Origin of the sequence: Pseudomonas sp. fls2-241-R2A-110, from assembly GCF_030209165.1 — a bacterium.
Taxonomy (GTDB): Bacteria; Pseudomonadota; Gammaproteobacteria; order Pseudomonadales; family Pseudomonadaceae; genus Aquipseudomonas.
Map to the genome: position 1 here is coordinate 60,503 of NZ_JARVSN010000010.1, position 18,383 is coordinate 78,885.

General features: G+C 59.0%; 16 protein-coding genes. 9 read left to right on the forward strand and 7 right to left on the reverse strand.

Translation table 11 applies throughout. The features are described 5' to 3' along the window. The first annotated feature begins 12 nt into the window (after positions 1 to 12). From QRN31_RS08495 to QRN31_RS08510, 4 genes are all read left to right on the forward strand, one after another. Positions 13 to 891 carry an endonuclease/exonuclease/phosphatase family protein gene (locus QRN31_RS08495; protein WP_222589188.1) on the forward strand — a complete coding sequence of 293 codons (879 nt, stop codon included), beginning with the start codon at positions 13 to 15 and terminating at the stop codon, positions 889 to 891. Continuing rightward, positions 888 to 2,930, forward strand: a complete 2,043-nt coding sequence (locus tag QRN31_RS08500) for a diguanylate cyclase (RefSeq protein ID WP_285431423.1) — start codon at positions 888 to 890, stop codon at positions 2,928 to 2,930. The genes QRN31_RS08495 and QRN31_RS08500 overlap by 4 nt, the downstream gene beginning before the upstream one ends. A 103-nt stretch (positions 2,931 to 3,033) precedes the next feature. Beyond that, complete coding sequence (locus tag QRN31_RS08505) at positions 3,034 to 3,813, forward strand: N-acetylmuramoyl-L-alanine amidase (protein WP_285431425.1); 780 nt, start codon at positions 3,034 to 3,036, stop codon at positions 3,811 to 3,813. A 75-nt stretch (positions 3,814 to 3,888) separates the two neighbouring features. Then, positions 3,889 to 5,502 (forward strand): EAL domain-containing protein, encoded by a 1,614-nt coding sequence (locus QRN31_RS08510; protein ID WP_285431427.1) that lies wholly within the window; start codon positions 3,889 to 3,891, stop codon positions 5,500 to 5,502. A 15-nt stretch (positions 5,503 to 5,517) separates the two neighbouring features. Here QRN31_RS08510 and QRN31_RS08515 read toward each other — a convergent pair whose 3' ends face one another. Further along, positions 5,518 to 7,308, reverse strand: a complete 1,791-nt coding sequence (locus QRN31_RS08515; RefSeq protein ID WP_285431429.1) for a KinB sensor domain-containing domain — start codon at positions 7,306 to 7,308, stop codon at positions 5,518 to 5,520. Positions 7,309 to 7,318: 10 nt separating this feature from the next. Continuing rightward, a complete protein-coding gene (gene algB, locus QRN31_RS08520; protein WP_222589184.1) occupies positions 7,319 to 8,665 on the reverse strand; it encodes a sigma-54-dependent response regulator transcription factor AlgB in 1,347 nt (448 codons plus the stop codon). Positions 8,666 to 9,104: 439 nt separating this feature from the next. Here algB and QRN31_RS08525 point away from each other — a divergent pair, with 439 nt between their 5' ends. From QRN31_RS08525 to QRN31_RS08545, 5 genes are all read left to right on the forward strand, one after another. After that, entirely contained in the window at positions 9,105 to 9,392 is a 288-nt protein-coding gene (locus QRN31_RS08525) for a hypothetical protein (RefSeq protein ID WP_285431430.1), read from the forward strand. Positions 9,393 to 9,474: 82 nt separating this feature from the next. Further along, a complete protein-coding gene (locus QRN31_RS08530) occupies positions 9,475 to 9,639 on the forward strand; it encodes a DUF1328 domain-containing protein (RefSeq protein ID WP_003177151.1) in 165 nt (54 codons plus the stop codon). 2 nt (positions 9,640 to 9,641) lie between these two features. Beyond that, on the forward strand, positions 9,642 to 10,106 hold the full coding sequence (locus QRN31_RS08535) for an inhibitor of vertebrate lysozyme family protein (RefSeq protein WP_285431432.1): 465 nt from the start codon (positions 9,642 to 9,644) through the stop codon (positions 10,104 to 10,106). A gap of 703 nt (positions 10,107 to 10,809) precedes the next feature. Next, positions 10,810 to 12,141 (forward strand): glutamate/aspartate:proton symporter GltP, encoded by a 1,332-nt coding sequence (gene gltP / locus QRN31_RS08540; RefSeq protein WP_285431433.1) that lies wholly within the window; start codon positions 10,810 to 10,812, stop codon positions 12,139 to 12,141. A gap of 252 nt (positions 12,142 to 12,393) precedes the next feature. Continuing rightward, complete coding sequence (locus QRN31_RS08545; RefSeq protein ID WP_090177461.1) at positions 12,394 to 13,623, forward strand: spore maturation protein; 1,230 nt, start codon at positions 12,394 to 12,396, stop codon at positions 13,621 to 13,623. A gap of 119 nt (positions 13,624 to 13,742) precedes the next feature. Here QRN31_RS08545 and QRN31_RS08550 read toward each other — a convergent pair whose 3' ends face one another. The 5 genes from QRN31_RS08550 to QRN31_RS08570 are packed head-to-tail and all read right to left on the reverse strand — an operon-like array spanning position 13,743 to position 18,337. Further along, on the reverse strand, positions 13,743 to 14,369 hold the full coding sequence (locus QRN31_RS08550) for an ABC-type transport auxiliary lipoprotein family protein (protein ID WP_285431435.1): 627 nt from the start codon (positions 14,367 to 14,369) through the stop codon (positions 13,743 to 13,745). After that, positions 14,366 to 15,304 carry an MlaD family protein gene (locus QRN31_RS08555; protein ID WP_285431436.1) on the reverse strand — a complete coding sequence of 313 codons (939 nt, stop codon included), beginning with the start codon at positions 15,302 to 15,304 and terminating at the stop codon, positions 14,366 to 14,368. Before QRN31_RS08555 ends, QRN31_RS08550 begins: the two co-directional genes overlap by 4 nt. A 1-nt stretch (position 15,305) precedes the next feature. Continuing rightward, complete coding sequence (locus QRN31_RS08560) at positions 15,306 to 16,109, reverse strand: ABC transporter ATP-binding protein (RefSeq protein ID WP_222589178.1); 804 nt, start codon at positions 16,107 to 16,109, stop codon at positions 15,306 to 15,308. Further along, entirely contained in the window at positions 16,106 to 17,254 is a 1,149-nt protein-coding gene (locus QRN31_RS08565; RefSeq protein WP_285431438.1) for an ABC transporter permease, read from the reverse strand. Before QRN31_RS08565 ends, QRN31_RS08560 begins: the two co-directional genes overlap by 4 nt. 54 nt (positions 17,255 to 17,308) lie before the next feature. Beyond that, complete coding sequence (locus QRN31_RS08570; protein ID WP_285431440.1) at positions 17,309 to 18,337, reverse strand: DUF5924 family protein; 1,029 nt, start codon at positions 18,335 to 18,337, stop codon at positions 17,309 to 17,311. Positions 18,338 to 18,383 lie beyond the last annotated feature (46 nt).

The following is an 18,383-nucleotide window of genomic DNA, read 5'->3' on the forward strand; positions in this document are numbered from 1 at the left end:
GCGGGGCCTGCCATGCGCCGCTGGGGTACTGAACGGGTCGTTGGCCTGCATGATCCGCAGGTCAACGAACATCATCTGGAATCGACGGGCTTGCCCGCAGACAGCCGTCTGCGCCTGCTCAGTTTCAATATCCAGGTCGGCATCAGTACCGAGCGTTATCGGCACTACCTGACCCGTGGCTGGCAACATCTGTTGCCACACACCGGGCGTGCCGACAACCTGCAAAAGATCGGCAATCTGTTGGGCGACTTCGATCTGGTTGCCCTGCAGGAAGCTGATGGCGGCAGCCTGCGATCGGGTTACGTCAATCAGGTTGAACACCTGGCGCAACTTGGCGCCTTCCCCTACTGGTATCAGCAACTCAACCGCAATCTCGGCCGCCTCGGCCAGCACAGCAATGGCGTGCTGAGCCGACTGCGCCCGTGGGCGATTGAGGATCATCCACTGCCGGGCCCCAAAGGGCGCGGAGCCATCCTGGTGCGCTTCGGCGAGGGTCCGGAGGCGTTGGTGGTGGTGATGATGCACCTTGCTCTCGGCGCTCGGGTGCGCACGATGCAACTGGCTTACATTCGCGAGTTGATCGGCGGCTACAAACACCAGGTGCTGATGGGCGACATGAACACCCACGCCAGTGACTTGCTGCAAAACTCCCCGTTGCGTGACCTCGGCCTGCTCGCGCCACAACTGGAAGCGACCTTCCCCAGTTGGCGTCCGCAGCGCTGCCTGGACCATATTCTGCTCAGCCCCACCCTGACCCTTGAAAAGGTCGAGGTGCTGGCACAACCGATTTCAGACCACCTGCCCGTCGCGGTAGAGATTCGTCTGCCGGGTTCGCTCACGGCCGATGCATTGCCCGCGTTGAGTCCTGCCCCTCGCGGATCCCTTGAATGAGCGACGAAACAGAGCGTTGGAAAGAGAAATACCTCAAAAGCATTGAACAACAGGAAAAGCTCGAACGCCGATGGAACGCCAGGCTCGACCTGCTGCGCCGTGGCCTGGTGCGCAGCACGCTTGCCGCGGAAGGCACCGATCGCGCCGTTGATCAATGCATGAAGGAAATGCGCGAAGTCGTGCGCACCGATGATATGGACGCCGGCCTGGCCGCCCTGTTGCCACGGCTCGAAAAAGCGGTGCTCGACTCAGAACAGCGCCGGGAAACCCGGGTCAATCAGACCAGCGCCGCACTGACTGCACTGGTGGCCCAGCTGCAAACACTGCCGCTGCCGCGTGAAGTCAGCCGACCGCTCAAGAATTTTGCCAAACAACTGGATGGCCGGGTCAGTCAGGCAAGGGAAATTCCGTTGCTGCTCAGCGAGCTGAGTGGCCTGCAAGGCAACGCCTTGCGCCAACTGGATAACCCGACAGAGCCTGATCGTCCTGGTTTTTTGCAGAGGCTGTTCGGTAACCGGGAAGGGAATGAGGCCACGTCGGTTGCCGTCGCTACCGTGCAAGCGCCTGCCCAGCAGACCGTTGAACCGACAAACCCACCGGCTGCCGAGAGTCAACCGGTAACAGTCAATCCCGCGCCCACGATCGAGCCGCCTCCAGTCGCGCCGTCACCGGAACACGACGCCCAACTTGTCGCTGCAACCCCTGAGCCCTTGGTAATACAGGCCGCTCCCAATGAGGTTACCGCTCCCGACGTCGTGCCGTTTGTCCCGCCAGTCCTTGCCCCCGCGCCTGAATGTGCGCAGCCGGTAGAGCCACAGGAGCCGAGCGATTTTGAACAACTGGAAGAGCCAGCACAGCCAGTCATCGCACCCGCCGCGCAAGTTCCACAGGCAATCAATCCTGACGAATTGAACTCGGCATTGGCGAGCGACAATGCGCAGGAACCTGAGTCAGGTGACGTTGTTTATGCCTTGCCGGACTCACCCGAGCCTTCCTACAGTTCTGTAGCCAAGCATATTGAAGACACGCTGTTGGGCCTCCTTGACGACCTGACGCTGCCTGAACGCCATCGGCCGCAAGCCGAAGCGATGCGCGACCGCCTGCAAAACGGCTTGAATTGGTACGAGTTGATCCCGATCCTCGACGATCTGGCGACATTGATGCTGGCCATCACCGACAGCGGCCAGCACGAATTCGAAGCTTACTTGCAGCACCTCAACGAACGACTGGAGTCATTCCAGAGCAACTTGCAGGCAGCCAGTGACGGCCATGCCGACAATCGATCTGCCGCGCGCGAAATGGACACGCAGATCCGCGAGCAGGTCGACGGTTTGCAAAGCAGCATGCAGGAAGCGGCAGATCTGGAGGACCTCAAGCACGTCCTTGAGAACCATCTCGAAGGCCTGCTGGGCACGATGGACCAACACCAAAAGCAGCGCGACGAGCGTGAACACGAAATCGCCGCACGCCTGCAAAGCTTGGCCGAGCGAGTGGCACACATGGAGCAGGAAGCGCTGGGCTACCGCGAGCACCTCGAAGAACAGCGCCAGAAAGCCCTGATCGATCCGCTCACCAGCCTGCCCAATCGAGCCGCCTGGAGTGAGCGACTGGAGCACGAGGTTCGCCATTGGCAGCAACACGGCAACACCTTGTTGCTGGCGATGCTGGACCTCGACCACTTCAAACGCATCAACGATAACTACGGGCACCTTGCGGGTGACAAAGTACTGAAAATCATCGCCAGCGTGCTGCGCAAACGCCTGCGGGGAACCGATTTCATTGCACGGTTCGGAGGTGAGGAGTTTGTCATGTTGATGCCTGGCACCTCATTGGTAGACGGCGCAAAGCTGCTTGAAACTTTTCGCGCCTCCATTGAAGCCTGTCCTTTTCACTTCAAGGGCGAGCGGGTGACCATCACGCTGTCCGTAGGTTTTACTGCATTGAAAACCGCGGAACACAGTGATCAAGCACTGAAAAGAGCTGATCAGGCGTTGTATCGCGCAAAGAATGGTGGCCGCAACCGGGTCGAACCAGGCTGACAGGCAATTGTTCCATTTTATTTAAAAAAACGCTTTTGCCCTCTGCACGCGAGGCAGTACGTTACACTGTTGCATTACTGCCTTGCGTGTATTGCCTACAACCATGAAATGTCTTGCTCTCATTGTGTCGCTGCTCCTGCTGGCCGGTTGCGCCAGCGGGCCGCGGATCGACACCAGTCACCCTTCAGCCAATTACGACAGTCGCATTCAGTTCGTGGTGGTGCATTACACCAACGCCTCGCTTGAGCGCTCGCTGCAGTTGCTGACCCATGGCGAGGTCAGCAGCCACTATCTGATCGGCGACGATAAAAGCGCCACCATCTATAAGCTGATGGATGAAAATCTGCGCGCCTGGCACGCCGGTGAAAGTGAATGGCAAGGCCGGACCTGGCTGAACTCCAGCTCCATCGGCATCGAGATCGTCAATCCGGGCTTCAAAGACACCCCGACCGGTCGCTTGTGGTATCCCTACAGCGAAGCTCAGGTTCAATCGTTGATCTTCCTGCTCAAGGACATCAGCAAACGTCACAACATCAACCCTGACGCCATCATCGGTCATAGCGACATTGCGCCGCTGCGCAAGCTCGACCCTGGCCCGCTATTCCCTTGGAAACGCCTGGCCGCCGAAGGCCTGGGTCTCTGGCCCAACGAGCAGGCGGTTGCACGCCAGCAAGCCCGGTATGAAGTCGAACTGCCAAGCATCAGCTGGTTTCAGTCACAGCTGGCTCACCTGGGTTACGCCACGCCGCAAACAGGTGAGCTGGATGTAGCGACACGCCATGTACTGGCCGCTTTCCAGATGCATTTCCGCCCCACCCGCTTCGACGGCACCCCGGACGCTCAAACCGCAGCGTTGCTACAGGTTTTGAATCAGACAAAATAATGACGCCCGCCCGACGGTCAGGGCTATTTCCAAATCAACAGCTATAACTCATTGGTAATTCTTCGGATATCCATGATGGCTGTAGCTCGAGAGACGCTTCGTAGTTGGTTCTATCGCCCCTGGTTCTTGGCGATACTGGCTGCTGCCTTCAGCGCGACGCTATTGATGGCCGGCAGCCTGTTCGTGGCAATGCATCAGGTCGAACAGAGCGAAAGCGAGGAAATGAACGCTCAGGGCGAGCGCTTCCTGGTCCGCCTGGAGCAGTTGTTCGGCCAGCTTCGAGAGAGCCTCGACGACCTGGAAGCCCAGCCGCTGCGAACGTGTGATACGGCGATGGTCGCGACCTTGCAACAAGTCAGTTTCAACTACCGCTTCGTTTACGAAGCCGCTTACATGGATGGTCCGCGAATCTGCTCAAACCGTCCTCGCCAGGAAGTGTTGTCGCTGACACGACCACCGGACATCAGGGGCCCTACCTACAGTTTCTGGTTGAACACCACGACCGAGCCCGATGAAAACCGTGCTGCGCTGATGCTCGGACGTGGCAACTTCCGTGTCGCGACGTCTCGCGGACATTTGACCGACATGGTCGATTTGTCCCCGGGCAGCAGCCTGCTGGTCGTGCTCGATCACGGTAACCGCGCGATTCCGGTTCTGGGTGTCGAGCAAGTCTGGCCACCCACGGAACCCTGGCCGCCAAAAAGCCAGGACGCACTGCAAGTGACACAAACCCGCTTGATTTACCGCATGCCCACCAACAACCCCGAATACCAATTAGTGCTGATCACCCCGCGCACGGGCATGCATGTGCCTGCCGTGTGGTGGTGGCTGCTGCCGGCCAGCCTGGCCTTGGGTGTCTTCGTTGGTTTCATGGTGTTTTTGCTGGTGCGACAGCGACAGTCGCTGGACGCCGAATTGAACGGCGCCATTCGCCGAGGCGAATTGCAGGTGTTGTATCAACCCATCTTCGATCTCAACAGTCGCAACTGTGTCGGCGCCGAAGCCTTGCTGCGCTGGCGAAGGCCGGACGGCACGCTGACCAGTCCCGACCTGTTCATCCCGATGGCCGAAAACACCGGCCAGATCCGTCAGATGACCGACTTCGTATTGCAGCGCTTGCTTGAACAACTGGGACAGTTGCTGCGCGCCAATCCACAGCTGTACATCTCCGTCAACCTGGCGGCTTGCGACGTCATGGTCCCGCGTATCGGTCAGGTGATGGCCCGCCTGCTGACCTTGCATCGGGTTGCGGCAAAGCAGATTGCTTTCGAGGTGACTGAACGCGGCTTGATCGATGTGGTGGTGGCCAGGGAAAACCTGCAAGCGCTGCGCGATGTCGGGCATCAGGTGCTGATCGATGACTTTGGCACGGGTTATTGCAGCCTCGCCTACCTGCAAACCCTGCCGGTGGACTGCCTGAAAATCGACAAGGCGTTTATCGATGCACTGGGCCATGACGCCGCCAGCAGCGGTGTAGCACCGCACATCATCCATATGGCGCAAGCCCTGCAACTCAAGGTGATCGCTGAGGGAATCGAGCATGAAGCCCAAGCGAAGTTTTTGAGCAGTGAAGGTGTGAGGTATGGTCAGGGTTGGCTTTTCGCCCATGCGCTGAGCGCCGTACAGTTCATTGAACTGATTACCCGCGGTCGCCGGCTGAGCGCCCGGCGTCTGGATGATGAAGCCTGAAGAGATGGCTGCGGCTTATACCGCCAGCGCCATGTAGAACTGGGTCCCCTGCCCCGGCCGCGAATAGACACCCATTCGGCCGCCATGCAACTGCACGATTTCCTTGCAGAGGGCCAAGCCAAGCCCCGCGCCACCCTTCTTGCGGCCGACCTGAACAAAGGGCTCGAAAATGCGCCCCTGCTGGCCGTACGCTATGCCTTCACCGTTATCTTCTACGCTGATAATCACCCGTTCCCCATGACGTCGGGCCTGCAAACGTATCAACCCACCCTCGGCGGTGTGGCGCAAGGCGTTATCAATGAGGTTATCAAGAACCCGGTCCAGTTGCCCCTGGTCGGCCTGCAACCTGGGTAGCGGCCCCTGAACCTCCACCAGCAATTCAATGCCCTTGAACGCCGCAGCCCCGGTAAAACGGCCCCGGGCCTGCTCAAGCAAATCCTCGATGGCACAAGGTGCCAGCGTGAGCTTCTGCAATCCGTTCTGGTAACGTGAGAAATTCAGCAGGTCGTTGATCAGCTGCATCAAACGCTGCATTTCTTCGTTCACGGTGTCCAGCAGATCAGCTTCGCGCGAATCCTCAGGAAACTTCGCCCGTTCGCGGAACAAGCCGAACGCCATGTGCATGCCGGTCACCGGGGTGCGCAGCTCATGGGAGGCCCGCAGGACAAACTCACTGCGCACCCGTTCGAATGCGCGCTGCTCGGTGACGTCATGCAACACCATTACAGCGCCAAGAATGTGACCCTGTGTATGACTGACCGGCGTCAGGCTATAGGTCAGCAACCTCGATTCGCCATCCACCTCAACGCTCAGGTCTTCCGGTGCCCGCTCGAGCGTCCCGCCGCGTAGCACCAGCTGCAGTTGTTCATCGAGTTCGGGCCGTTCAAGTGCCGCCCCCAGCCCTTGGCCGAGACGATCGGTGTCCCAGCCCAACTGGCGTTGCGCCACTGGGTTGAGGTGCTCGAGATGACCATCGCGATCGATCATCAGCAATCCGTCGTCAATGCTGTCGAGTACGGCCTGCAATCGTTGCTGACCGGCAAGCAGCTCGTCGACATTCATCGCCTGGTGCTCGCGCAACGCCTCGGCCATGATGCCGAAACGCTTGGTCAGCTGGTTCATCTCCACGGCGGAGGACACCGGCAGGGTCACTTCGAAATTGCCTTGGCCGATGTTATCCGCAGCCTGCACCAAAGCTTCGATCGGAGCGCCAAAACGCCTGGCGATGGCATGGGCGGTAACGAACCCGATGATCAAGACCGCCAATCCCACCAATCCCAGCAAACCGGCGATCAGCAGCGCCCGCTCACGGGCCTTGCGTTCGGTGTCATTGATGTTATCCAGCGCGCGCTTGTGTTCGGTGATCAGGCCGTTGCGCAGTGCGTTGAATTTTTCAGTGAGCGCTTCTTTGCCACTTAATACCTGTGTCGGTTCACGTGCCTGGCTGTAGGCCTGAAGAAAGTCGAGGTAATCAGCCTTGGCCTGCTTGAATCCGTACAAGTCGTTGTTGCCCTCTTGTTCATGGGCGATGCCTTCGTCCAACAACTGGAGGTAATGCTGGCGGGTCGACTCAAACGCTTCAGGGTTGGGCGTTTCATTGACCATGACCATGAGCTGATCGCCCAGGGTCTGACGCAATTTCAGCCCCAGATCCAGCGTGACAAAGTTTTCGCGAACCATTGCTTCCTGAGTCGCGGCCATCTGCATCACGCTCACCAGCCCGAGCAAGAGCCCGAGCAACGCCACCGTGATCAGCGCCGAAATACTCAGGAACAGCCGGGTTCGCAGCTTCATCGCCAGTTTCATCGGACAGCGCTCACAGGTTGTACTGCTTGCGCTTGCGATACAGGGTCGAAGCGTCGATGCCAAGGGTTTTGGCCGCCTGATCCAGCGTGTCGGCCGTGGCCAGCACGGCACCGATGTGGGCTTTCTCCAGCTCATCCAGACTCAACGCAGCACCGATGCGCGGCGCATTGTTGATCGGAGTCTCGGCCATGCCCAAGTGACTGATCTCGACCCGCTCCTGTGGACAAATGATGCTCGCCCGCTCCACCACGTTACGCAGCTCGCGAATGTTGCCGGGCCAGCGGTAACCCAGCAGTGCCTCACGGGCTTCATCGCTGAAGCCTCTCGCCGGTCGGGCATACTCCTTGACGAAGCGCGCAAGAAAGCGGTCAGCCAGGTTCAGAATGTCTTCCCTGCGCTCACGCAGCGGCGGCAGGTGCAGGGTAATGACGTTCAGGCGATAGAGCAGGTCTTCACGAAAACGACCGTCGCGCACCATGTCTTCCAGGTTCAGGTTGGTCGCCGCAAGAATTCGCACATCGGCGCGGCGCGTCACTGGGTCGCCCACACGCTCGTATTCTTTATCCTGGATGAAACGGAGCAATTTTGGTTGCAACGTTAGAGGAAAATCGCCGATTTCGTCGAGAAACAGCGTGCCTCCATCCGCTTGATTGACTCGTCCCAAGGTGCTTTCACTGGCACCCGTAAACGCGCCACGGCTGTGGCCGAAGAGTTCGCTTTCCATCAATTCCGCCGTCAGCGACGGGCAGTTGATAGTCACGCAAGACTTCTTCTGGCGCTTGCTCCAACCGTGAATGGCTTGCGACAGCTCACCTTTACCGGTGCCGGACTCGCCAAGGATCAGGATGTTGGCGTCAGTGCCGGCCACCTGGCGTGCGGTCTCGAGCACGACTTTCATGGCCGGGCTGTGTGAATCCAAGCCGTCCTTGGATTTACGCACTTCGCCTTCAAGGGCTTCAAGGCGCGCGGAGAGTTGGCGCACTTCCAGCTGCTTGGCCGTGGCCAGGCGCAATTGGTCGGGGCTGCAGGGTTTGACGAGGTAGTCGGCGGCACCAGCCTGAATAGCATCGACTGCAGTGTCTACGGCGGAGTGAGCGGTGACGATGACGACTCGCATCCAGGGTGCCTGGATACGCATCTGGGCCAGAACATCCAGGCCATTGTCTTCGCCCAGGCGCAGATCGAGAAAGCACAGATCGAACACCTGGCGCTGCAACAAGGCGTCGGCCTGTGCTGCGCTGTTCGCGGTGGCGACGCTATAGCCTTCATCTTCGAGGCAATAACGGAAGGTTCGCAGAATGGCGGATTCATCATCCACCAGCAGAATGCGGCCTTGATGCTCAGTGGCTGATTCCATGTTCCTGCGCTCCATTTAATGAATGATCTTGGTTAGTCCCGGAAAAATCGGGCAAGTTGCATGGTTTATTCTGATCCATTCCAACCCTGGCAGGGTAGCTCTCTACCAATCTGTTAGCTAATGGTCTGATTTATCTGGTTTTTTACTCAAATATCGCTTTTAAGGCGATTACCCACGTCCTTTTCTGACATCTGCGCCCTCCTCGCAATTCAAAAATTCTCAAAGTTCCCTCGATGCGATCGTGCAATACGCACGACCTTGCGCAGGACATCGTGCAGGATGCGTCCTGCGTGCTTTTCACTAACAACCTAACTACTTGATTTTAAACGATTTAATTCTACGAAAAAGCTGGCATGCAGGCTGCAATAGATAGGGTAAGCAGGGCATAAATAATCGACGCCCACTAGCAGATCACCACCAGAGTGGGAGGAGCTTCAGGATGAATCGTCAACGTGCCGCCCAATTGCGTATCTCGCCATTGCATATCCAGCAAGGCCTGTTTGCCCTTCTGGCCCTGTTGATCACGCTGATCGCAGGCCAACAGTTCCTTCTTTGGGAACAGAGCCAGCAGCCAGAGGCGCCGCACGCATCGATTCACCCGGCAACCCAGACTCATTTCAGAGCCGTCAGCAGTAACCAGGCTGACCTCGCTCCAATGCGAATGATGGACGTCGACCAGGCTCAGCCTGCGGATCAGATGCCACGTCAGGAACATTGGGTGTTCTAGGCAAACGAACTTGGCGTGATCGATGCGCCGGGAAAAGCACCACACGCACTACCTCTAATATAGAAGCGTAAGGAGAATCACCATGTTGAGCTGGGCAATTACATTCTTGATCATTGCCATCATTGCTGCGGTACTGGGCTTCGGTGGTATCGCGGGCACCGCCACGGGTATCGCCAAGATTCTCTTTGTCGTGTTCCTGGTGATGTTTATTGCTTCGTTCTTCTTTGGCCGTCGCGGTCGAGGTTGAAGATGAGCGTCACGTTTAAGACATTGGCAGCCGCCCTGCTTCTGGGCGGTAGTGCCATGGCAATCGCTGCCAATGATGGGCAGTCGCGGGTCAACGAGTTGCTGAGCGCAGACCCGCAGTACCGTGAAACCTGGACAAAAGTCGTTAAAAAGGAACAACGACTGCCGGAATGGGTGATGAACCTGTCTGGCGATGCCGAGCAAATGAATGCTGTTGAAGAAGATCACGACAAGTATCTGGTCGGGCCACTGTGCGAAACAAAGTCGACGTGCCGGACTAAACGCCTGATCGTGGCATTCAGTTTCGACAAAAAGGACGCCTACGCCATGCTGATCGAAGTGCCCGCAGGGCTGCCAGCCGACAAGTCGCCAACGCGACATGCCGACTACCGCTTCCTCGGCAAACCCGATCAAGGTATGCAGGATTTGTTGATGGAACAGCTCAAGAAAGATCCAAACTGGTACTGAGTTCGAAACACGGGAGAGGCGGCACCGCTTCTTCCCTATGCGCTACCCGAGGAAGGTAGTCGCATGACCAAGGGGTCGGGACGTTCTGACTGTTACAGGGTCGGAGTGACCTACGGGCACACGGAGTGTCTGCGCAAGGGCCGGGTCAGGAATAGCTGCGACGCAAGTTCGCCGATCCAGTGTGATTTGACGAGCTTGCGTAGAGCTTTTGCATGAAAAGTATCGTCCTAGAGCGTTCTGCTCATTCCCGGCGCTTAACGAATTCGACTCTTCGCAAAACCGTTGCGCGGTGTTTCTTTCGTGACCGTATATCGAGAAAGATCTGCTTTGCGAACGAAGTGTTTTCGCTTTGAAACGTAGGCTTTTTCCTAAGTTTTGCCCTATTCCCCCCCGCTCAAAAAATGACCAACCTCCCCTGTAATGGCCGGTTCACGGCACTTATGCCTGCCGAAATGTCGTATTCGAACCGGTTGGGACGCGAGTTTCAATTGAAAAAGCTCATGCCGATTCGGCATAGGGTAGGCGTTTACGGCATTAGACGTCGCAGCCTTGCATCGGAATAGTTGCGCCTTTTTTCGCCTGCCAGAGAGCCATACAACTCGCTCCGGGGCACCTTATACGGGGGCAGAGGCATACGACTTTTTCGCCACAAGCGTTCCAGTTCCTGCATCTGCCTGAGTCAAACGCAAGTAAGGGTAAAGATATGAAGAAGGCAAAGCTTAGCCTCGCCTGGCAGATCCTCATCGGTCTGGTATTGGGGATTGCAATCGGTGCGCTGCTCAACCATTTCAGTGCCGAAAAAGCCTGGTGGATCAGCAACGTCCTGCAACCGGCAGGCGATATCTTTATCCGTCTGATCAAGATGATCGTTATCCCGATCGTCATTTCCTCGCTGATCGTCGGCATCGCAGGCGTTGGTGACGCGAAGAAGCTTGGACGTATCGGTCTGAAGACCATCGTTTACTTCGAAATCGTCACCACCATCGCCATCGTGGTCGGTCTGGTGCTGGCCAACGTGTTCCATCCGGGCACCGGCATCGACATGAGCACTTTGGGTACGGTGGATATTTCCAAGTACCAGGCAACTGCTGCCGAGGTTCAGCACGAACACGCGTTCGTCGAAACCATCCTCAATCTGATCCCGTCGAACATCTTCGCGGCCATGTCCCGCGGCGAGATGCTGCCGATCATCTTCTTCTCCGTATTGTTCGGTCTCGGCTTGTCGAGCCTGCAGTCGGACCTGCGTGAACCGCTGGTGAAGATGTTCCAGGGCGTCTCGGAAAGCATGTTCAAAGTCACCCACATGATCATGAACTACGCCCCGATCGGCGTTTTCGCACTGATCGCGGTGACCGTGGCCAACTTCGGTTTCGCCTCCCTGCTGCCGCTCGCCAAACTGGTGATCCTGGTTTACGTCGCCATCGCCTTCTTCGCCTTCGTGGTGCTGGGCCTGATCGCCAAGGTTTTCGGCTTCTCGGTGCTCAAGCTGATGCGCATCTTCAAGGATGAGCTGGTGCTGGCTTACTCCACCGCCAGTTCCGAAACCGTGCTGCCGCGCGTGATCGAGAAAATGGAAGCCTACGGCGCACCGAAAGCCATTTGCAGCTTCGTGGTGCCAACCGGTTACTCGTTCAACCTTGACGGTTCGACCCTGTACCAGAGCATCGCGGCCATCTTCATTGCTCAGCTCTACGGCATCGATCTATCGATCAGCCAGCAACTGCTGCTGGTGCTGACCCTGATGGTCACCTCCAAAGGCATCGCCGGTGTACCGGGCGTATCCTTCGTGGTGTTGCTGGCCACCTTGGGCAGCGTCGGCATCCCGCTCGAAGGCCTGGCGTTCATCGCCGGTGTCGACCGCATCATGGACATGGCCCGTACCGCACTGAACGTGATCGGCAACGCCTTGGCCGTGCTGGTCATCTCCCGTTGGGAAGGCATGTACGACGATGCCAAGGGCCAGCGCTACTGGAACTCCCTGCCGCACTGGCGCAGCAAGGAAAAGCTGCCGGCAGGCGAAGCGTCCAGCAACTAACGCATAACCTGCGCAGATGGGCTTTTCTGTGGGAGCGAGCTTGCTCGCGATAGCGGTGGATCAGTCGACATTAATGTTGCCTGTGAGTCAGTCATCGCGAGCAAGCTCGCTCCCACAGTGAATTGAGGCCAGCCCATAGCATTGGGTGCAACAAGGTCCAATGCGGTACCAAACAAACCCCGGAGAAATCCGGGGTTTGTCGTTTCTGCACACCCCGCTATCATTCGCCGCATCTTCCGGGGGATTTGACTGATGCTTAATGGCCTTTGGCTTGGCTTCTTCATCGTGGCTGCCATTTCGGCGCTGGCGCAATGGCTGATTGGCGGAAACGCCGGGATCTTCGCGGCGATGGTGGAAAGCATCTTCGCCATGGCCAAGTTGTCTGTCGAAGTCATGGTCCTGCTGTTCGGCACACTGACGCTCTGGCTAGGCTTTCTGCGAATTGCCGAAAAGGCCGGCATCGTCGAATGGCTGGCCAAAGCGCTCGGCCCATTGTTCCTGCGTCTGATGCCGGAGGTCCCGCCCGGTCACCCAGCCATCGGCCTGATCACGCTGAACTTTGCCGCCAACGGCCTGGGCCTGGACAACGCCGCCACACCGATTGGCCTAAAAGCCATGAAAGCGCTGCAAGAGCTCAATCCCAGCGACACGATTGCGAGCAACGCTCAGATCCTCTTTTTGGTGCTCAACGCCTCTTCGCTGACCCTGCTGCCAGTGACGATCTTCATGTATCGCGCCCAGCAAGGCGCGCCCGATCCGACGCTGGTGTTTCTGCCCATCCTGCTGGCCACCAGTTGCTCGACCATCGTGGGCTTTTTGTCGGTAGCGTTCATGCAACGCCTGCGCATCTGGGACCCGGTGGTGCTCGCCTATCTGATTCCGGGTGCCTTGGCCCTTGGTGCCTTCATGGCGCTGCTGGCGACCCTCTCGGCGAGCGCTCTGGCGGGATTGTCATCCATCCTCGGCAACCTGACGCTGTTTGGCTTGATCATGCTGTTCCTGGTGATCGGCGCGCTGCGCAAGGTGAAGGTGTACGAAGCGTTCGTCGAAGGGGCAAAAGAAGGCTTCGACGTGGCCAAGAATCTATTGCCGTACCTGGTGGCGATGCTGTGCGCGGTCGGCGTGCTGCGAGCCTCCGGGGCGCTGGACTTTGGCCTGGACGGTATCCGTCATCTGGTGGCATGGGCTGGTTGGGACACGCGCTTCGTCGACGCACTGCCAACGGCGATGGTCAAACCGTTCTCCGGCAGCGCCGCTCGGGCAATGCTGATCGAAACCATGAAGACATCGGGTGTAGACAGCTTCCCTGCGTTGGTCGCGGCGACAGTGCAGGGCAGTACGGAAACGACGTTCTATGTCCTGGCGGTGTACTTTGGCGCGGTGGGAATTCAGCGCGCGCGGCACGCGGTCGGGTGTGCGCTGCTGGCGGAGCTTGCCGGCGTACTGGGTGCTATCGGCGTTTGCTACTGGTTCTTCGGTTAACCGAAATTCCCAGTGGGAGCGGGCTTGCCCGCGATGGCGTCGTATCAGGCGACGATGATGTCGACTGATAGTCCGCTATTGCGGGCAAGCCCGCTCCCACATGGGGTTCTGTGGTGGATTCAGGGCTTTGGCGGCGGCGCGACTTTCTGGCCTTGCTCAACCGCCCAACTCACCACCTGCGCCGTCAGCTGATCACTGGCCTGGCCAAATCCCGCCACCACCGCCGGTACCTGCACATCGCTCAACGGTTGGCGCACTTCGAAGCGACGGCTGGCGAGGATCCGCTGGTCATACCCGCGCACCAGCAACGCATCCAGACGCACGACCACACTGGCCGCCGTGCCTTGATACTCCGTCTGGAAGGCCTGCAGATTGCCGCCCAATTCCAGATCAGCCTGGAAGTTGCTGTCATCGGTGCTCAACAACGGCACCCGACCATCACGCTGGAAACCATCGAGCAGGCGATTGCGCAACAGGACCGGCGCCGGATCGCTCCAGCGTGACGCCTTGTAGCTGCTGAGCAGGTCGCCCTGAGGGATAACCGCGATGTTCGGGCTGTTCAAGGCCTGGCTGGCCTGTGGCTTGGCCAGGCGCAGCGACCAGCGTAGCGGCGCGCCGTGGCTGGCCGCTGCGCTGCCCTGGGACGCGGGCAAGCGATAGACATCGGACGGCTCGGACTTTGGCAGGATCGAACAGGAGCTGACCCAGGTGAAGCTGGCGAGGAGGGCGAGGTGCGCAAACTTCATGGCGTGAATTCCTTGTTCTTGTCATCACCCAGCAGATAACCGCTAGGGTTGGCTTGCAGGCGTTGGGAGATGGCCCGCAATGCCGTCAGGGTATCGCGCAGTTCACGCACCGCTGGCGCCAGGCCATTGAGGCCCTGCATCCCGCTGTTGAGCGAATCCTGATTGGTCGTGAGGAGGGTGTTGATGGTCGCGCTGCTTTGCTCCAGCGATTTCATCGCCTGCTCGGCGCTGCCGAACATCTGCTTGCCTTGATCATTGAGCAGGCCATTGGCGTTGCGCATCAGCGCTGACGTCTGTTCGAGCATGCCACCGGCTTGCTTGCCGACCGACGCCAGTTGCTGCATCGCCTGACGAATATCACCGCGTTGATCGGCGATGGTGCCGGTGGTTTGCTCCAGATGCTCAAGCGTCTTGCTGACACGCTCGACGTTGTCAGGAGAAAACATCTGATTGGCGTTATGCATCAGCGCGCTCACGCCTGCCATCAAGTCATTGCTGTCGTTCATCAAGCGCGCGATGGGCGAGGGCGACGCCACAATCGTTGGCAAATGACCGTCCTTGCCCCTCAGCGTCGGGCTTTGCGGCGTGCCACCGCTGAGCTGGATGATCGACGTCCCCGTGATCCCGGTCAGCGCCAACTTGGCCTGGGTGTCCTCCTTGATCGGCGTATCACCCCCCAGGCGAATCCGCGCCAGCACCCGACGCGGGTCTTTCGGGTCCAGGCGCAACGTGACCACGTCGCCAACCTTGATCCCGCTGTACTGCACCGCACTGCCCTTGGACAGGCCGCTGACCGCCTCGTTGAAGACGATCTCGTAATCCTTGAACTCGGTATCGACGCTGGACTTGGCCAGCCACAGACCGAAGAGCAGGGCGCCTGCCACCACCAGCACGGTGAACAGGCCGATCAATACATGATGGGCTCGGGTTTCCATGTCAGACCTCTTTCAACTGTTGAGCGGCCGTCAGCGCCGCGCGGCCGCGAGGGCCATGGAAGTATTCGTGAATCCACGCGTCGTCGGTTTCCGACACCTTGTCGATGGCGTCCGCCACCAGCACTTTTTTCTGCGCCAGCACCGCCACACGGTCGGTGATGGTGTAGAGCGTGTCGAGGTCGTGGGTGACCAGAAACACGCTCAATCCCAAGGCATCACGCAGGGTCAGGATCAATTGATCGAACGCCGCAGCGCCAATCGGGTCGAGGCCGGCGGTAGGCTCGTCGAGAAACAGGATGTCCGGGTCCAGCGCCAGCGCCCGGGCCAGCGCCGCACGCTTGATCATGCCGCCGGACAGCGAAGCAGGGTACTTGTCGGCCGCCGACAGCGGCAGACCGGCCAATGCGAGCTTGACCGCCGCCAAATGCTCGGCGTCTTCACGGCTCAGACCGGCGTGTTCGATCAAGGGCAGGGCGACGTTTTCGGTCACGGTCAGCGAAGAGAACAGGGCGCCTTTCTGGAACAATACGCCGAAACGCCGTTCGACCAGTGAGCGCTCGTGTTCGGACAGGGTTGGCAGGTTCTTGCCAAAGACTTTCACCACCCCCTCACTGGGCTGACGCAAGCCGACGATACTGCGCAGCAACACCGATTTGCCGCTGCCGGAACCGCCGACCACGGCGAGGATTTCACCCTTGTACAAATCGAGGTCAAGGTTTTCGTGCACGCTCTGGCTGCCAAAGCGATTGCACAGGCCACGGACTTCGATCACCGCCTCGGAAGGCGCGCGCGGTTGTCGACTCACCAGCCCATCTCCATGAAAAACAATGCGGCCACGGCGTCGAGCACGATCACCACGAAAATCGACTGCACCACGCTCGACGTGGTGTGCGCACCGACAGATTCAGCACTGCCGCTGACTTTGAAGCCTTCAAGACAACCAATCGAGGCAATCAGGAAGGCGAAGATCGGCGCTTTGACGATCCCCACCAGAAAGTGCTGAACGCCAATGTCCGATTGCAGCAGCGAAAGGAACATCGCCGGCGAGATATCCAGCGACACGGCGCACACCACACCGCCACCGACAATGCCTGAGAGCATCGCCAGAAAAGTCAGCATCGGTAGCGAAAACAGCAAGGCCAATACGCGCGGCACCACCAGCAACTCCACTGGGTCGAGACCCAGCGTGCGGATGGCGTCGATTTCTTCATTGGCTTTCATCGAGCCGATCTGCGCAGTGAACGCACTGGCGGTGCGCCCGGCCATCAGGATCGCGGTCAGCAATACACCGAATTCGCGCAGGAAGGAGAAGGCCACGAGGTCCACGGTGAAAATGCTGGCGCCGAAACTGGCCAACACCGTAGCCCCAAGAAACGCCACCACGGCGCCGACCAGAAAGGTCAACAGGGCAACGATGGGCGCGGCGTCGAGGCCGGTCTGTTCGATGTGCGCGACCATCGGCGTGATACGCCAGCGCGCGGGGCGAAACAGATTGCGCGCGATGGTTTCAAGAATCAGGCCGACGAAACCCAGCAGTTGCAGGGTGTCCTGCCAGACCGCATCGACGGCGCGACCAATGCGTGTCAGCAGTTGAATGCCGACGCTGATTTCCGGTTCCTTGAGCGGCACGCAGAAATCGGTGAGCGAGCAATAAACCGTCTGCAACAAGGCACGGTCGGCAGAGGAAAGCGTGCAATCGGGATGCTCGGCGGACCGGCCCAGGCGCTCGGAGCCGAGTAATTCCACCAGCAGCGATGCCCCGGCAGTGTCGAGGGCGCCGAGGCCGTTGAGGTCGATGTGCGTGCTGTCGTCGTACTGGCCACGGAGCTTTTCGCTCAGTTGCTTGAGATCGGCGTAATGGGCGAGCGTCCAGTCACCCGTAACCCGCAGTTGAGCAGGGGTGTGAGAGGCGTCTAGTCGGGCATTGCCGGCCACTGTGCTACTGGTCATAAGCTCCGTGCTTGTTCGGCTGATACGCAGGTCTACGTAATAGCACGAACCGGATTAGTTTTCTTTGATCGGTGTGCTGTCCGTGATCTCGAAGCGCAGCACCCCGATCAACTGGCCGTCTTCGGTCAGCACCCGAACCTGCCATTTACCCGCCGGGTTGCCAGGGAAGTTCTGCTTGTGGGTCCAGGCCCGATAGCCTTCCTTTCGCCCGCCGTGGATGTCCAGGGCGATGCGGTCGACCTCTTTGCCGTTGAACATCCACACGTGATAAATCCGTTCATCCAGACCGCGTGGAGCGTTGATCGCGGTGTAGGCGTACAGGCCATCTCCGCGGGTCTGCTCGGCGCTGACCTCATCAAGGCTCTTGCCTGGCGTGCGGTCTTGCAGCTGCGTGCTGATCGCCACGTCGGTCATCCACAGCGTCGCCGGCGGCACCCACGAACGCAGCACCCAGCCAACGCCACCGATGCCCACGGTAATGCTCAGAATCGCCAACGCGTTGCGCACGGTCCGTATCGGGAAAATCGACGCCAGGCTCGGGAACGACAGCACGACGGAGATACCCAGCGCCAGTTTGAAACTCTGGGAGGTGGTCAGGTGCATGATGACGGGCAGGGCGGTGAGCAGCGCAGCAAACAGCGTCAGGGTGTGCAGCGCCAGGAACGCCCAGCGTCGGGGCGCCAGCCATTTGTAGTAGAGCGGGTCGATGATGGAAATCAGCGCCGCAATCCCCAGCATCCCGGTAAAAAACAACTGACCGCTGTTCCAGGTGGTGGTGATGAAAAAGAATGGCAGGACGAAGAACAGACTTTCCTGGTGGATCATCTGCGTCGCGTAGCGCAGCAAAGGCTGGGGGATTTCGCGTTTGAAGATTCTGGTGAAGAGCTGGGTCAGGCTGTTTTCCAACATCAGCCAGATCCAGCTGAGCACCATGATGATGGTGATCCACGTCGCCAGGCTCTGTTGGCGATCCACCAGAATGAAACTGCCGACCCCGGAGATAAAACCGCCGAGCGCAATGACGCCTGGATAGCGCTTCATCAATTCCAGGATGCGCTGTACGAATAGGGTCAGAGTCGGCATTCGGCGATTCACAATAGTCGTGGGAAAAATCCTCGACAGACTACCG

What these genes read in the sequence shown, in the direction of transcription:
- QRN31_RS08515 (WP_285431429.1), bottom strand. Translation starts at nt 7,308, where the DNA reads ATGAAACTGGCGATGAAGCTGCGAACCCGGCTGTTCCTGAGTATTTCG.
- QRN31_RS08495 (WP_222589188.1), top strand. Translation starts at nt 13, where the DNA reads ATGCGCCGCTGGGGTACTGAACGGGTCGTTGGCCTGCATGATCCGCAG.
- QRN31_RS08510 (WP_285431427.1), top strand. Translation starts at nt 3,889, where the DNA reads ATGGCTGTAGCTCGAGAGACGCTTCGTAGTTGGTTCTATCGCCCCTGG.
- QRN31_RS08535 (WP_285431432.1), top strand. Translation starts at nt 9,642, where the DNA reads ATGAGCGTCACGTTTAAGACATTGGCAGCCGCCCTGCTTCTGGGCGGT.
- QRN31_RS08555 (WP_285431436.1), bottom strand. Translation starts at nt 15,304, where the DNA reads ATGGAAACCCGAGCCCATCATGTATTGATCGGCCTGTTCACCGTGCTG.
- QRN31_RS08545 (WP_090177461.1), top strand. Translation starts at nt 12,394, where the DNA reads ATGCTTAATGGCCTTTGGCTTGGCTTCTTCATCGTGGCTGCCATTTCG.
- QRN31_RS08550 (WP_285431435.1), bottom strand. Translation starts at nt 14,369, where the DNA reads ATGAAGTTTGCGCACCTCGCCCTCCTCGCCAGCTTCACCTGGGTCAGC.
- QRN31_RS08570 (WP_285431440.1), bottom strand. Translation starts at nt 18,337, where the DNA reads ATGCCGACTCTGACCCTATTCGTACAGCGCATCCTGGAATTGATGAAG.
- gltP (WP_285431433.1), top strand. Translation starts at nt 10,810, where the DNA reads ATGAAGAAGGCAAAGCTTAGCCTCGCCTGGCAGATCCTCATCGGTCTG.
- QRN31_RS08500 (WP_285431423.1), top strand. Translation starts at nt 888, where the DNA reads ATGAGCGACGAAACAGAGCGTTGGAAAGAGAAATACCTCAAAAGCATT.
- QRN31_RS08525 (WP_285431430.1), top strand. Translation starts at nt 9,105, where the DNA reads ATGAATCGTCAACGTGCCGCCCAATTGCGTATCTCGCCATTGCATATC.
- QRN31_RS08505 (WP_285431425.1), top strand. Translation starts at nt 3,034, where the DNA reads ATGAAATGTCTTGCTCTCATTGTGTCGCTGCTCCTGCTGGCCGGTTGC.
- algB (WP_222589184.1), bottom strand. Translation starts at nt 8,665, where the DNA reads ATGGAATCAGCCACTGAGCATCAAGGCCGCATTCTGCTGGTGGATGAT.
- QRN31_RS08565 (WP_285431438.1), bottom strand. Translation starts at nt 17,254, where the DNA reads ATGACCAGTAGCACAGTGGCCGGCAATGCCCGACTAGACGCCTCTCAC.
- QRN31_RS08530 (WP_003177151.1), top strand. Translation starts at nt 9,475, where the DNA reads ATGTTGAGCTGGGCAATTACATTCTTGATCATTGCCATCATTGCTGCG.